Annotated in this window: 14 protein-coding genes and 1 riboswitch; of the genes, 7 read left to right on the forward strand and 7 right to left on the reverse strand. The window is 64.2% G+C overall.

The window, feature by feature from the left end:
- Window positions 1–26 precede the first annotated feature (26 nt).
- Window positions 27–3,647 (reverse strand): cobaltochelatase subunit CobN, encoded by a 3,621-nt coding sequence (locus tag KTR60_RS14950; RefSeq protein ID WP_042450955.1) that lies wholly within the window; start codon window positions 3,645–3,647, stop codon window positions 27–29.
- 63 nt (window positions 3,648–3,710) lie between these two features.
- A riboswitch (cobalamin riboswitch) is annotated at window positions 3,711–3,796 on the reverse strand.
- A gap of 74 nt (window positions 3,797–3,870) precedes the next feature.
- On the opposite strand from KTR60_RS14950, the gene cobG reads away from it, so the two are divergent.
- The 7 genes from cobG to KTR60_RS14985 all read left to right on the forward strand — a co-directional run bounded on the left by cobG (window position 3,871) and on the right by KTR60_RS14985 (window position 8,834).
- Entirely contained in the window at window positions 3,871–5,013 is a 1,143-nt protein-coding gene (cobG, locus tag KTR60_RS14955; protein ID WP_042450957.1) for a precorrin-3B synthase, read from the forward strand.
- A gap of 19 nt (window positions 5,014–5,032) precedes the next feature.
- Window positions 5,033–5,659, forward strand: coding sequence for a precorrin-8X methylmutase (locus KTR60_RS14960; RefSeq protein ID WP_007729839.1), 627 nt, complete (start codon window positions 5,033–5,035; stop codon window positions 5,657–5,659).
- Window positions 5,656–7,143: a precorrin-3B C(17)-methyltransferase gene (gene cobJ, locus KTR60_RS14965; protein ID WP_030536355.1), complete on the forward strand. Its 1,488-nt coding sequence runs from the start codon at window positions 5,656–5,658 to the stop codon at window positions 7,141–7,143. The genes KTR60_RS14960 and cobJ overlap by 4 nt, the downstream gene beginning before the upstream one ends.
- 26 nt (window positions 7,144–7,169) lie before the next feature.
- Window positions 7,170–7,529 (forward strand): HNH endonuclease, encoded by a 360-nt coding sequence (locus tag KTR60_RS14970; protein WP_228400997.1) that lies wholly within the window; start codon window positions 7,170–7,172, stop codon window positions 7,527–7,529.
- Window positions 7,526–7,930 carry a hypothetical protein gene (locus KTR60_RS14975; RefSeq protein WP_007729842.1) on the forward strand — a complete coding sequence of 135 codons (405 nt, stop codon included), beginning with the start codon at window positions 7,526–7,528 and terminating at the stop codon, window positions 7,928–7,930. The genes KTR60_RS14970 and KTR60_RS14975 overlap by 4 nt, the downstream gene beginning before the upstream one ends.
- A complete protein-coding gene (locus KTR60_RS14980) occupies window positions 7,927–8,166 on the forward strand; it encodes a PLDc N-terminal domain-containing protein (protein WP_099698326.1) in 240 nt (79 codons plus the stop codon). The genes KTR60_RS14975 and KTR60_RS14980 overlap by 4 nt, the downstream gene beginning before the upstream one ends.
- Before the next feature lie 77 nt (window positions 8,167–8,243).
- A complete protein-coding gene (locus tag KTR60_RS14985) occupies window positions 8,244–8,834 on the forward strand; it encodes a dihydrofolate reductase family protein (protein WP_042450962.1) in 591 nt (196 codons plus the stop codon).
- A gap of 415 nt (window positions 8,835–9,249) precedes the next feature.
- Here the strand turns inward: KTR60_RS14985 and KTR60_RS14990 are convergent, their stop codons facing one another.
- The 6 genes from KTR60_RS14990 to KTR60_RS15015 all read right to left on the reverse strand — a co-directional run bounded on the left by KTR60_RS14990 (window position 9,250) and on the right by KTR60_RS15015 (window position 13,699).
- Window positions 9,250–10,032 carry an alpha/beta hydrolase gene (locus KTR60_RS14990; protein WP_228400998.1) on the reverse strand — a complete coding sequence of 261 codons (783 nt, stop codon included), beginning with the start codon at window positions 10,030–10,032 and terminating at the stop codon, window positions 9,250–9,252.
- Between the two features lie 201 nt (window positions 10,033–10,233).
- Window positions 10,234–10,749: a DUF1990 family protein gene (locus KTR60_RS14995; protein ID WP_082901000.1), complete on the reverse strand. Its 516-nt coding sequence runs from the start codon at window positions 10,747–10,749 to the stop codon at window positions 10,234–10,236.
- On the reverse strand, window positions 10,749–11,108 hold the full coding sequence (locus KTR60_RS15000) for a VOC family protein (RefSeq protein WP_019748498.1): 360 nt from the start codon (window positions 11,106–11,108) through the stop codon (window positions 10,749–10,751). The genes KTR60_RS14995 and KTR60_RS15000 overlap by 1 nt, the downstream gene beginning before the upstream one ends.
- A 10-nt stretch (window positions 11,109–11,118) precedes the next feature.
- Entirely contained in the window at window positions 11,119–11,760 is a 642-nt protein-coding gene (locus KTR60_RS15005) for a ScbR family autoregulator-binding transcription factor (protein ID WP_019748499.1), read from the reverse strand.
- A gap of 159 nt (window positions 11,761–11,919) precedes the next feature.
- Entirely contained in the window at window positions 11,920–12,819 is a 900-nt protein-coding gene (locus KTR60_RS15010) for a HAMP domain-containing protein (protein ID WP_225320034.1), read from the reverse strand.
- Between the two features lie 166 nt (window positions 12,820–12,985).
- Entirely contained in the window at window positions 12,986–13,699 is a 714-nt protein-coding gene (locus KTR60_RS15015; protein WP_230358684.1) for a cobalt-precorrin-6A reductase, read from the reverse strand.
- Window positions 13,700–13,748: the final 49 nt, after the last annotated feature.

The following is a 13,748-nucleotide window of genomic DNA, read 5'->3' on the forward strand; positions in this document are numbered from 1 at the left end:
CCGGATCTGCCGGTGATGCTCGAGGTCTACTCCCCCTCGAGCTCGCCTTCGGTTTCGAGGTACACCTGACGCAAGCCGTCGAGTGTCTTCTGCTCGGGGTGCTCCCACATGTTGCGCTCGGCGGCTTCGAGGAGCCGCTCGGCGATTCCGTGTAGTGCCCACGGGTTGGATTGCGTCATGAACTTCTGGTTCTGCTCGTCCAGAACGTAGGTCTCGGCGAGCTTTTCGTACATCCAGTCCGCGACCACGTTGGTGGTGGCGTCGTACCCGAAGAGGTAGTCGACCGTGGCTGCCATCTCGAAGGCACCCTTGTACCCGTGACGGCGCATCGCGTCGAGCCAGCGGGGATTGACCACGCGCGCCCGGAAGACACGTGCGGTCTCTTCCGAAAGTGTGCGTGTGCGAACCGATTCCGGTCGAGTGCTGTCGCCGATATATGCCTCGGGCGACTTTCCGGTCAGCGCGCGCACGGTGGCAACCATGCCGCCGTGGTACTGGAAGTAGTCGTCCGAATCGGCGATGTCGTGCTCACGCGTGTCGGTGTTCTTGGCCGCCACGTTGATTCGACGGTAAGCACTGCGCATGTCGTCAGCTGCCGGGATTCCGTCGAGCCCACGGCCGTACGCGAAGCCGCCCCAGTTGGTGTACACCTCGGCGAGGTCGTCGTCACCGCGCCAGGTCTTGGAGTCGATGAGTTGCAGCAGGCCGGCGCCGTAAGTTCCGGGCTTCGAACCGAAGATGCGGGTGGTCGCACGCCTGGCATCGCCGTGCTCGGCAAGGTCGGCCTGCGCGTGGGCGCGCACGTAGTTCTGCTCGTCCGTCTCGTCCAATGCGGCGACCAACTGAACAGCGTCGTCGAGCAGTGCGAGCACGTGCGGGAACGCATCACGGAAGAATCCGGAGATGCGGACGGTGACGTCGATGCGCGGGCGGCCGAGCTCTTCGAGATCGATGACCTCGAGGTTGACCACGCGTCGGCTTGCTTCGTCCCAGACAGGGCGAACACCGAGGAGCGCGAACACTTCGGCGATGTCGTCGCCGGAGGTACGCATGGCGGCGGTACCCCACACGGACAGACCCACCGAGCGCGGGTACTGGCCGTGATCGGCGAGATATCGAGCGGCGAGCGACTCGGCCATCGCCTGACCGGTCTCCCACGCCAGTCGTGAGGGAACTGCCTTGGGATCGACGGAGTAGAAGTTACGACCGGTGGGAAGCACGTTGATCAGGCCGCGCAGCGGTGACCCACTCGGGCCGGCGGCGATGAAGCCGCCGTCGAGCGCGTGCAGGACCTGCTTGATCTCGTTGTTCGTCTGTCGGAGGCGTGGAATCACTTCGGTGGCCGCGAACTGAAGGATCTTCACGACGGTCTCGTCGTCGCTGAGTTGTTCTGCCGCAGCGGGGTTCCAATCGGCGTCGTACATGCCGCGAACCAGTGCGTGCGCCTTTTCCTCGACGTCGTCGACACGGTTGCGGGACTCGTCGCCGTCTTCGCTGAGCCCGAGAGCTTCGCGCAGACCAGGGACGCTCTGTTCGCCGCCCCACATCTGACGGGCACGGAGCATAGCCAGGACCAGTTCGATTTCGGCGTCGCCCTCGGGTGCGCGGCCGAGAATGTGCAGGCCGTCGCGGATCTGGACGTCCTTGATCTCACACAGCCACCCGTCGACGTGCAGGAGCATGTCGTCGAACACGTCTTCTTCGGGACGCTCCGCGAGGCCGAGGTCGTGGTCCATCTTGGCTGCCCGCATCAGCGTCCAGATCTGCTGGCGAATGGCCGGCAGCTTGGACGGGTCCAGTGCGGAGATGTTGGAGTGCTCGTCGAGCAGTTGCTCGAGACGGGAGATGTCGCCGTAGCTTTCGGCGCGGGCCATCGGTGGGATCAGGTGATCGACGAGTGTCGCGTGGGCACGACGCTTTGCCTGTGTTCCTTCACCCGGGTCGTTGACCAGGAAGGGGTAGATCAGCGGCAGGTCGCCGAGGGCTGCGTCGGTGCCGCAGTTGCTGGACATGCCGAGCGTCTTGCCCGGCAACCATTCGAGGTTTCCGTGCTTGCCGAGGTGCACAACGGCGTCGGCGCCGAATCCGCCGTTGTCCGGTGTTGCAGCGATCCAGCGGTAGGCCGCGAGGTAGTGGTGGCTCGGCGGCAGATCCGGGTCGTGGTAGATCGCGACGGGCTTTTCACCGAATCCCCGCGGCGGCTGGACCATGAGGACGATGTTGTTGAATCGCAGTGCCGCGATGACGATTTCGCCGTCGGGATCCTGCGAGCGGTCGACGTACAGCTCTCCGGGCGCTGCGCCCCAGTGCTCTTCGACACCGCTGCGCAGTTCCTCGGGCAGGGTGGCGAACCATTCGCGGTACTTCGCTGCCGAGATGCGGATCGGATTGCCCTCGAGCTGCTCGGCAGTGAGCCAGTCGGGATCCTGTCCGCCGGCCGCGATCAGGGCATGGATCAGCGCGTCGCCGTCCTTCGCCGCCAGGCCGGGAACTGCGTCCGGACCGTCGACCGGACCGAGATCGTAACCGGCAGAACGCATTTCGGTGAGCAGGTCGATTGCGCTCGCCGGAGTATCGAGACCGACGGCGTTGCCGATGCGGGCGTGCTTGGTCGGGTACGCCGAGAGCATCAGAGCAACGCGACGCTCGGTGGTGGGAATGTGGCGCAGCTTGCCGTGACGGACCGCGATCCCGGCGACACGGGCAGCGCGCTCGACGTCGGGGACGTACGTGGACAGTCCGTCGGAGTCGATTTCCTTGAAGGAGAACGGGACGGTAATGATGCGGCCGTCGAATTCCGGCACCGCGACCTGGGTCGCGACGTCGAGAGGCGACAGTCCGTCGTCGTTCTCGTCCCAGGTGGCGCGGCTACTGGTCAGGCACAGGCCCTGCAGGATGGGGACGTCGAGCGCAGCGAGTGCGGCGACATCCCAGGCTTCGTCGTCGCCACCGGCGGACGCGGTCGCGGGCTTCGTGCCACCGGCAGCAAGAACTGTCACGACCATGGCGTCGGCGCGGCGGAGCGTGCTCAGAAGTTCGGCTTCTGCGGTTCGCAGAGATGCGCAGTAGATCGGCAGCGCGGTGCCACCGGCCTCGGCGACCGCGTCGCACAACGCCTGGATGTACCGGGTGTTTCCGGCCAAATGCTGGGCGCGGTAGTACAGAACTGCGATGACCGGACCGCTCGCCGAGTCGAGATCGGGCGCGAAATCAGCGATGCCCCAGGAAGGCAGGTGGGCCGGCGGTTCGAACCCGTGGCCGGTGAGCAGGACGGTGTCGGACAGGAAGTGGTGCAGCTGTGCCAGATTCTGTGCGCCACCCTCGGCCAGGTAGTTGTGAGCCTCGGCAGCGACACCGGCGGAAACCGTCGAGCACTCCATGAGGTCGGCGTCCGGCGCGTGCTCGCCGCCGAGAACGACTACGGGGAGTCCGGAGGCGAGGACCATGTCCAGGCCGTCTTCCCAGCTGCGACGGCTACCGAGGATACGAACGATCACGAGGTCGACGCCGTCGAGCAAGGGCGGCAAGTCCTCCGAGACCAGCAAGCGTGAGGGGTTGGCCCAGCGATAGGAGACGCCGTCGCCGGCTTCCTGGCTGGCGCGGGCGCTCAGCAGATCGGTGTCGGACGTGGAGAGCAGAAGAATCACGGGTGAAGCCTTCCTGGGGTTTCGCGCCCCGTGGCACAGATCTGTCATCGACGGCGGTTGAGGGTCTGACTCGTGTTTCCGAGCGGAAACACGTCCCGCTCGAGCAACACTCACAGTGGCGCGACCGCACCGGACTCTCACCGGTTTCCTCAACTGCCGTCACTGGTGGTGGTGATGCTACCGGTCCGCAGAAGGCACTCATGACAGGTCGTACCCTGGAGCCATGCCCACGGACCGTTCACAGCCAGACGCGTGCCCGGGTGCACTGCAAGTTCACCACGCCGCCGACGGCGCATTGGCACGCGTGCGCCTACCCGGCGGACTCCTCACCCCCACCCAGTTGCAGACGCTCGCCGACGCGGCGCGCGATCTCGGCAACGGGCAGATGGAACTCACCTCGAGGGGCAACGTACAACTGCGCTCGGTCTCGGATCCCGAAGCCTTCGCAGCGCGAATCGCGTCGGCCGGCCTGCTGCCGTCCGCGACGCACGAGCGAGTGCGCAACATCCTCGCGTCCCCACTGTCCGGCCGTATCGGGGGCGTAGCCGACATTCGTGAACTGGTCCACCGTCTCGATTCGGCGATCCAAGCAGATCAAGCATTGGCGGATCTGCCAGGGCGAACCCTGTTCACCCTCGACGACGGGCGCGGAGACATCACCGGGCTACGGGGCGATTTCGGACTCCATGCGCGCAGCGCCACCGAGCATTCACTGGTGCTCGCCGGTCACCACACCACTCATCTCGTCCAGGCGGACGACGCCGTCGAATTGCTCCTCGAGGCGGCTCGATCATTCCTCGACGTCCGCGACAAGCACTGGCGCCTGGCCGAGGTTCCGGACGGAATCGAACGCACCCTCGAGCAGCTGGGTCTGAGCGCCGAGTCCACCGGTGCTGCGGACCTCACGCCGGATGCACGGCCTACTATCGGCTGGCTCGAGCAGCGCGACGGGACCGTAGCTCTGGGCGGCGGCCTGCGATTCGGACTGCTCGACGCTCGGCTGGCCGAGTTCCTCGCCGCCGTCGACAAGCCCGTCGTCGTGACACCGTGGCGATCGGTGCATATCTTCGACCTCGACGAATGGGCAGCCGAGCAGGTAGTCCGGGTGCTGGCACCCATGGGGTTGATCTTCGACGAGAACTCACCGTGGCTCGAGGTCACCGCCTGCACCGGAAGTCCGGGATGCGAGAAGTCGCTCGCCGATGTGCGCGCCGACGCGATCACCGCCGTCGAGCAGGCAGAACTTCCCGTTGTCGGGCGCCAGCACTGGGCCGGGTGCGACCGCAGTTGTGGACGTCCCCGCGGGGACGTAGCGGATGTGATCGCGACGGGTGACGGTTACCGGGTGAATCCGCCCGATCGGTGATGCCTCTATCGTGTGGCACATGATCGAGTACATCCGTGACGGCGCGGAAATCTATCGCCAGTCCTTTGCCACCATTCGGGCCGAAGCCGACCTGAGCCGTTTCCCGGCGGATGTCTCGCAAGCTGTAGTGCGCATGATTCATGCAAGTGGCCAGGTCGATCTCGTCGACGACGTCGCCTTCACACCCGGTGTCGTCTCGGCTGCGCGCGCAGCTCTGCGCGACGGCGCGCCGATTTTCTGCGACGCCCAGATGGTGGCTGCCGGCATCACGCGCAAGCGTCTGCCCGCCGGCAACGACGTCATCTGCACCCTCGGCGATCCGCGGGTTCCCGTGCTGGCGTCGACCATCGACAACACTCGCTCGGCGGCTGCTCTCGAACTGTGGGGAGCCAAGCTCGAGGGCGCTGTTGTCGCGATCGGAAACGCACCCACCGCACTGTTCCATCTCCTGAACCTCATCGAAGCCGGAGCGCCCCGTCCGGCCGCCATCGTCGGAGGTCCGGTCGGCTTCATCGGCGCTGCCGAGTCGAAGGAAGCCCTCATCGAACACGCCAGCGGGATCGATCATCTCGTTCTCCGCGGCCGACGCGGCGGCAGCGCGATCACCGCCGCCGTCGTCAATGCGATTGCGAGCGAAGTCGAATGAGTGCAGGCAAGCTCTGGGGTGTCGGTATCGGCCCCGGCGATCCCGAATTGGTGACCGTCAAGGCCGCCCGCGTCATCGGCGAGGCCGATGTGGTTGCGTTCCACTCCGCGCGGCACGGCAAGAGCATCTCCCGCGGAGTTGCAGCGCCGTACATGCGCGAAGGACAGATCGAAGAACACCTCGTCTACCCCGTGACCACCGAGACCGTTGATCATCCCGGCGGATACCAGGGCGCGATGGACGAGTTCTACGAAGCAGCTGCCGAACGGCTGGCAGTTCACCTCGCGGCCGGTCGAACCGTCGCGTTGCTCGCCGCCGGCGATCCGCTCTTCTACAGCTCCTACATGCACATGCACAAGAGACTGGCCGATCGCTTCGACGCCGAAGTGATTCCCGGCGTCACCTCCGTCAGCGCGGCATCTGCTGCACTCGGAAAGCCGCTGGTCGAGGGTGAAGAGATCCTCACGATCCTGCCCGGAACGTTGCCGCAGGCCGAGCTGACCAGGCGGCTCAAGGAAACCGACGCCGCGGCCATCCTCAAGCTCGGACGTACCTTCCCACCGGTCCTCCAATCGCTCGAGGATTCCGGTCGCCTCGGCGAGGCCCACTACGTCGAGCGCGCGAGCACCACACGTCAACGCGTCGAATCCGCTGCGGAGGTCGACCCGGACGGAGTTCCGTACTTCTCGATCGCCATCGTTCCGAGCCCGTCGAACAACCCTCGACCTGCGACCGAGTCTCGCGGCGAGGTGGTCGTGGTCGGACTCGGGCCGGGCGACACCGCCTGGACCACACCCGAAGTGGCGCATGAGCTTTCGTTGGCAACCGACCTCGTCGGCTACGGCCCGTACGTCGATCGCGTGCCGACGCGTCCGGGCCAGCGTCGCCATTCCAGCGACAACCGCGTCGAAGCGGAACGCGCCGCGATGGCGTTGGACCTGGCGAAGAACGGCGCCCGTGTAGCTGTCGTCTCGTCGGGAGATCCCGGCGTATTCGCCATGGCTGCAGCAGTTCTCGAAGTTGCCGCCGAAGACCAGTGGCGCGGCGTGCCGGTCCGCATCCTTCCCGGCATGACGGCGGCAAACGCTGTCGCCAGTCGCGTCGGTGCTCCCCTCGGGCACGACTACGCGGTGCTCTCGTTGTCTGATCGCCTCAAGCCGTGGGATGTCGTCGCGCGCCGTATCTCGGCAGTTGCAGCCGCAGACATGGCATTTGCGGTCTACAACCCGGCGTCCAAGTCTCGGACGTGGCAGGTCCAAGCCATGAAGGACCTCGTGCTCGAGCACCGCTCCCCCGAGACTCCCGTCGTCATCGGCCGCGATGTTGCCGGTGCCGAGGAATCAGTTCGCGTCGTGACCCTCGGCGAGCTCGAGCCTTCCGAGATCGACATGCGGACGCTGCTCATCGTCGGTTCGTCGATGACAACCGTCGTCGAAACCGGTTCGGGCCGTCAGGTGTTCACCCCGCGGCGCTACCCGGAGTGAACGCCGCACGGCGATAGCATGGCGTCATGCCCGTCAACCGGACCCGGAAAGCAAGATACGCGCGTAAACGGAAACGCCGGATGGATTTGGTGGAGCACGATCTGTCCGTCGAGCAGTGGTCCGCGCTCAAAGCGGCCTGGGGTGGCTGCGCGTACTGCGGCGAGTCGGACGAGTCGCCGCAACGTGACTGCGTGCTGGCGATCTCCCGCGGTGGGCGCTACACACTCGACAACATCGCACCGGCGTGCCGCTCGTGCAATGCAAGCAAATGCAACAGCGAGGTCACTCTCTGGTTGCGGCGCAAGGGGTATGACGAGAAGGCCTTCTTCCTGCGACACGCGGAGATAGGGATCGAGATGAGGGCGCAGTTCTCGGAGCAGTCGTGACGACCCCACACGAGTTTCGCCCGATCCTCGACGAGTTGATGGAGTTCGAACCTCTGTTTCACCGAACTCGAGTAGCGATGTCACGAGACGAGTTCGATGCGGTCGTCGACCCGCAGTTCCGGGAGATCGGAGCCTCCGGCGCTCGATACACCCGCGACTACGTGCAGTCGGTAGTTGAGCGCCGACGCCTCCGCGGCGAGGTGAACGACGCCGCCGAACTCGGGTGGACGGCTGACCGGCCAGCGCTGAGCCGGATTGCGCCTGACACGTATCTGGTGACGTACCGGCTGGCGCAAGCGCAACGAGTTACCGAGCGATCATCCATCTGGCGGTTCACCGAGAATCGATGGAGCGTGTTGTTTCATCAAGGCACAGTCGTCGAAAGTGGTCTGGAAGCGTGAACGAATCGACCCCCAACCCCACCATTCCGCTTAGGATGGACATCACCTTCACCGTCTTCGTTCTTGCCTGGATCTTCATCACGATTAGCGCGCTCGTGGCGATCGTGCGCACCGATTTCGACCGCTTGGGGAGCAAATTCTGGTGGTCGGCACTGGTGATCGCGGTGCCTGTACTCGGTGCGCTCGTCTGGTTACTGTTCGGTCGACCCCCGCGTGACTCCAGGTCCCGAACCTGATCTACACCGACGGCCCGGCAGTAGTCTGAGTACGGTCCGGTGCTGTCACTCTGCGCGTATCAGGGGAGAACAACGAGATGAGACCACTTCGATACTCGATCAACGTCACCCTCGACGGCTGCTGCCATCACGAGGCGGGGCTTCCACCCGACGAGGAGTCGATGCGCTACTGGACCGCTCAGATGGAACGAGCCGATGCTTTGCTGTTCGGCCGGGTGACCTACGAGATGATGGAGTCGGCGTGGCGGCGGCCCGCAACGGGGGCGTGGCCTGACTGGATGGACGAGTGGGAGATCCCGTTCGCCGAGGCAATGGACCGGGCTAAGAAGTACGTCGTGTCGAGCACGCTGAGCGGGGTCGATTGGAATGCCGAACTCGTGCAAGGCGACTTGGGGTCAGCGATTCAACGGCTCAAGGAGCAGCCCGGCGAAGGTCTGTGGGTTGGCGGCGTGACACTCCCCCTGGCATTGGCAGACCTGGGACTGATCGACGAGTACGAGTTCGTTGTGCAACCGGTCCTTGCCGGACACGGACCGACGTTGCTCGCCGGTCTGCACGAGCGCATCCAACTCGAACTCGTCGATCGCCACGAGTTCCAGTCGGGTGCAGTCGCCGTGCGATATCGGCCCACTCAAGTACCGCCCCCAGGTCAGGTATCGGACGGTTAGTCGACGCATGGCTGGACATGCGCGGTTGAAAGACATGTCGTCGCCTCAACTCGGACGCGAGAAGAGTTTCCAGTCATGTTCGATGTTCGGTATTGACCGAACACTCGGCACAGCACGAGCATTAGCCACCGAAGTTCTCCGGACAATCCTCGACGAGATCGAAGCATCGAACTGGATCACGAACAAGTTCATTCCGCCCGGCGGACCGTAAGGACCACTTGTCGCTATCGAACACTCTGGCCCCTTATTCCACGGGCACTGCACCTCGAGCTGTAAGCACCCCCGGTCGAGGGCCATGCTTGCGCGCACCCTCGCGCGCCTCAGCAAAAGTGGCCAAGCTGGACGGCTACTAGCGAGCGAAGGATCGAGATCGTATCGGCGTCCGACACAGGCCGGACGCCGATACGTGTTCACGTCAGCTCACAGGAGCGCCACCGCTCCCGCCGAGGTGGCGGGCGAAGAACCGAGCCGAACTGTCGCGCTCGTAGTCGGGCACCGGATAGTGCCTGCCCGAGTAGGCGTGCAGCGTCTTCTCCGTCGAGCCGAAGGCATCGAACAACGCTACCCCTGACGTGCGGTCGTAATCCTTGTCGTCCCAAGGGATCCGGTACTCGACTGGGGCCGTGAGCTTTCGTGCCGCTTCGATGAGGGAGTCGTCCACAAAAACTCCACCGAAGCTCACGGCAGCGATCCTGGATTCGACCGGGGCCAACATCAGCCCGGTCACGACCCCTAGCGACACGCCGCCGAAGCCGATCGGAGCGTCGGCGTCGACGTCGGGCAGCGTTTGCAGAGCGTCGATGGTCGCCTGCCATTCCGGCACTGCACGCTCCGCCAGCGACCGGTTGTACTCGACGACGATCGGGGCGATCGGCTCGTGAGCCGCCCGGGCCTGGTGGATCGCCTCGACCCAGTGTTCGTCCTGCGCGTTGCGCGGCCGGTCGCCGTGTCCGGGCGCGTCGATCGCGGCGACTGTGAACCCGTGGGAGCTCACGCTGTGGAGTGCGCTGGCAACCAGTCCTGGTGCCTTCTTGTGCATGCCGCCGGAGTGCCCGGACAGCAGAAGGGGTGATTCGACAGATCCGGACGCGAGTGACCAGAGCACGCCGGTGATGTCGTCTACAACGAAATGGCGTTCAATGACACCGTTCGACGTTGTCTCGGAGGTGAATTCGATGGTCGGAGAATTGGATTGCATGGTGTTACCTTTCGGGATTGCCTACTCGAGGCGCTCCCGGCGACACCTACGTCAATCGCCGATCCGTGAACACGAGTGGGAGCACCCATATGGTTACTGCGTTCATGGGTCTCACCTCCTGGCGTGTTGTCACGGTCTCGCACAAGCTATCAACCCGAACCGAAGCTCGTCCAATCATTTTTCCAGCGCGCCCGGCAGCGGTCATACCCGCGATCGGTCGACGCTCGCGCGGACGGCACGGACGTAGCGGCGCGTCACAAACGCCTGAACTCGACGTCCGATCGGAGCGCCGAGACGTACCCACCACGTTCCAGGCTTGGAGAATGCGACGATCTCGATACGAACCGCTTGGCTGGTCTCGTCGAACTGGACGACAAACAATTCCTCCCCGCATTCGGGGTGGCCTGCGCGGGTTCCGTACGCGAAGCCCTTGCGATTGGGTTCGTCTACGACATAGACGATCCGAACGGGGATAGTTACCGGACCGAGTCCGAAAGTCGCATCCTGACCCGCCACGGCGGTCGGGGCTGCCGTCCGTACGGCCAGTCCGGCTCCGCGGTGCATTCCCCAATTCGCGACGGTTCGAGCGGCAACCTCGAAATCCTCCCGTCCGGATCCGACCGTCGCGCTCTCGTGAACGTGGTGATAGCCGGCGGGGAGAACGCCTGACGTTGCGCCCACCTCGAGGTACGTCAGCCCGCCCGGGCGGGACGCCATCATTGCTCGCGTCGGTGGCTGAGGATGTTGATCACGTGGCCGTCGGGGTCGGCAGCGAAGAACCTGCGGACACCCCACGGCTCCTCGGTGACGGGATAGACGATGGTGTCGCCGCGCTGCACCGCGGCCTCGTACGCCGCGTCGAGATCGTCCACCTCGACGGAGACGTCCGGTACTACGGGCGCATGAGCGTCGTGCGTCATGACGCTGATCTGCAATGACGGATCCGTCGGCGAAGCCAACGTCACGATCCACCCGTGATCCATGACAACTTCGAGGCCCAGCACTTCGGTGTAGAAGCGCTGCGCGGCCTCGAGCGAACTACTCGACAGATCCGAAACTATCCGCGTGACGGCCATGTCCCGCAGGCTACGCCGCCGCCGGAGTCCACCGCGACTTGACGAGGCGCTCGATGTCACCGGAAAGTTCGTCGCTGACGATCCCCGGAAGCAGGATCTGCCACATCTCGTCGACACGATCCGGAAGATCCGAGCGTCGGGTGAGAACGTTCGAAACCAGCTGTACCCCCGTGAATGCCGAGGGCATGAACCTGCCGAACGATTCTGCGCTGACCGATTTTCGGATTTCACCTTCCGCCTGAGCTCTGGCGGTGAGATCGGTGATTGCCGAGATCCATTCGGCGTACGGTTCCACCGGCCCCTCGTACGTGCTCAGTTCCAGCGTGAGGCGAATGCCCGCGCGAACGATCGGCTCGTCGACAATCTGGCGTGCCATTTCGTGCGTGAGCATGATCATCTGTTCCAACGGGTCCTTGCCCGTCGCGGAAATCGCCTGCACCGACTCGATCGAGAGCCGATGCTGTTCGGCAATGATGAATTGCGCGAGCTCGTCCTTCGACGCGAAATGGAAATACAACGCGCCCTTGGTAGTACCGGCCCCCGAGACTATGTCGGCCATGCTGGTGCTGCCGTAACCAGTCTTCTCGAACTGCGCGGCCGCGCCGGCAACGATTTGCTGCCGAGTCAGCTCGGCGCGTGCTTGCTTGACCACTGAATCCCTCTCGTCCTCCAAAGGCCCCCGCCCAGCAAACCCCACGGTTCGCGCCACACTCCAGCTATACCCAAAAACTTCACAATTGCCCCACATTACCAGCGCTCCTTCCATTGCTTCAATTACGAATGCAACAAAGTCGCTGGTCAGACGTCCGATTTAGAGGGAATCTCCTCTCCCCAACGTGCTTTCGTCAACCCGCGCACGGTCCACCAACTCTCCGACGAGGAGCGTCAACTCCATCATCTGGTCGGTGATTTCCTCACGCAGCTGCGTTGCATCCGCCTCGGAAATCGCGCCGGACTTGGTATCGAAAGACATCAACAACTCGATATTGGTGCGAAGTGCAGTCAAAGGAGCCAGAAGGTCCTGGCCCGCTTCGGTGATCAGACTTCTCTGGCGTGCCCGCGATTCCGACAACGTCCCGAGCATCCGATTGAAACTGACTGTCAACGACGCCAACTCGTCGTCACCGGTCACCGGGATCGGCGCAAGATCATCCGTTTCGGCGACCCGCCGCGTCGCCGCAGTAAGTCGCGCAATCGGCCGTAATCCTGTGCGTGCCACAGCATCTCCGGCCGCGTAAGCTAGGGCGATTCCGGCCGCCCCGAGTGCCGCCAACACCACTGCCAGTCGCTTGAGTACCGAACGCGTCGGCCCCAGGGATTGCGCGACAACCAAAGTCTGGCCCGCAACCGAGGGCTCGACAAGAATTCGATACGCATCAACCGTCGCGATTGTCTGCGACGAATTGCCGTCTGCGATCGACCTGATGGCGTCTGCGCTCGTGCTGAACGGCGGCAGACCGGGAGTCGCCGTCACCAAGGCGCCGTCGGCAGTGAGAAGCCCCACCGCCTGGATGACCGCTGTATCCGCGCCGGCCGTCAATCCCAGAACCGGTGTGACACCGCCGAAATTGACGGTGTCGGTGATCGCGTCACTCGTGCGCTCGAGTTGTCGATCGACGTTGCCTTGCAAATACGCGTTGAACACTATGTACACCGCCGACGCCGACACGATCACCGCGATCGCCACCAGGCCTGCAGTCAGCAATTTCACGCGAGCATGGAGCGTCCGCACGTGAATTCCCGATGGTTTTCGACGGCTCATTCCGGGAACCGACACTCTCATGCGCGGTCCCGCAGTGCGGCGTCGAAAAATCCCAACATCCCTCCAGTATGGTCACGGAACCTTAGACGAACCTGAAGCGAACGCGATGTCGGCCTCACAGCGCCGTTCCACGACCGAAAGCCGTGAGCCAGTCCATCGCCTCGGCTTCGGTATCGAATGCCGGGACGGTCGCCGGGATCGGTGGTCGTTCGACGACGATCACCGGGATCGACAATTGCCTGGCTGCGGCGATCTTTGCGTACGTCTGCTCGCCGCCACTGTTCTTGGTGATCACGACGTCGATGCTGTGAGTTCGCATCAGATCGACTTCCGCTTCGATGTCGAATGGACCACGTGCGAGCAGCAATTGCGAGTGAGGCGGCAATGTCCCTGAAGGCGGATCGATCGAGCGCACGAGAAACGAGACGCTCTTCACGCGGTCGAACGCCGAAACTCCTTGCCTCCCGATCGTCAGAAAAGCGCGTGAGCCGACCGTCGGCACCAACTCTGCGGCGTGATCGAGATCGTGTGCCGAAAGCCAAGTGTCACCGAGTTGCTCGCGCCAGGGCGGGCGTCGGTACATGGCGTACGGCACGGAATTCGCAAGGCACGCTTCGAACGCATTCTGGGTGATGCGAGCGGCAAACGGATGCGTGGCGTCGAGCACTGCACGAATATCATTGGCCGACAACCACTCCGACAGCCCTTCGGCTCCCCCGAACCCGCCGATACGCACTTCCCCCTCCGGCCATCGAGGATCACGAACCCGGCCGGCCAGCGATGTGACAACCTCGAGGTCGGCTGAACCGGCCAAGCGAGAAGCGATCACTCGACCTTCGCCTGTGCCGCCGAGCAGGAGTACGCGGCGACGAGTACCT

The sequence above is a fragment of the Rhodococcus sp. C1 genome (assembly GCF_020809065.1).
GTDB lineage: Bacteria > Actinomycetota > Actinomycetes > Mycobacteriales > Mycobacteriaceae > Rhodococcus_F > Rhodococcus_F qingshengii.

What these genes read in the sequence shown, in the direction of transcription:
- cobG (WP_042450957.1), top strand. Translation starts at nt 3,871, where the DNA reads ATGCCCACGGACCGTTCACAGCCAGACGCGTGCCCGGGTGCACTGCAA.
- KTR60_RS14960 (WP_007729839.1), top strand. Translation starts at nt 5,033, where the DNA reads ATGATCGAGTACATCCGTGACGGCGCGGAAATCTATCGCCAGTCCTTT.
- cobJ (WP_030536355.1), top strand. Translation starts at nt 5,656, where the DNA reads ATGAGTGCAGGCAAGCTCTGGGGTGTCGGTATCGGCCCCGGCGATCCC.
- KTR60_RS14970 (WP_228400997.1), top strand. Translation starts at nt 7,170, where the DNA reads ATGCCCGTCAACCGGACCCGGAAAGCAAGATACGCGCGTAAACGGAAA.
- KTR60_RS14985 (WP_042450962.1), top strand. Translation starts at nt 8,244, where the DNA reads ATGAGACCACTTCGATACTCGATCAACGTCACCCTCGACGGCTGCTGC.
- KTR60_RS14990 (WP_228400998.1), bottom strand. Translation starts at nt 10,032, where the DNA reads ATGCAATCCAATTCTCCGACCATCGAATTCACCTCCGAGACAACGTCG.
- KTR60_RS14995 (WP_082901000.1), bottom strand. Translation starts at nt 10,749, where the DNA reads ATGGCGTCCCGCCCGGGCGGGCTGACGTACCTCGAGGTGGGCGCAACG.
- KTR60_RS15000 (WP_019748498.1), bottom strand. Translation starts at nt 11,108, where the DNA reads ATGGCCGTCACGCGGATAGTTTCGGATCTGTCGAGTAGTTCGCTCGAG.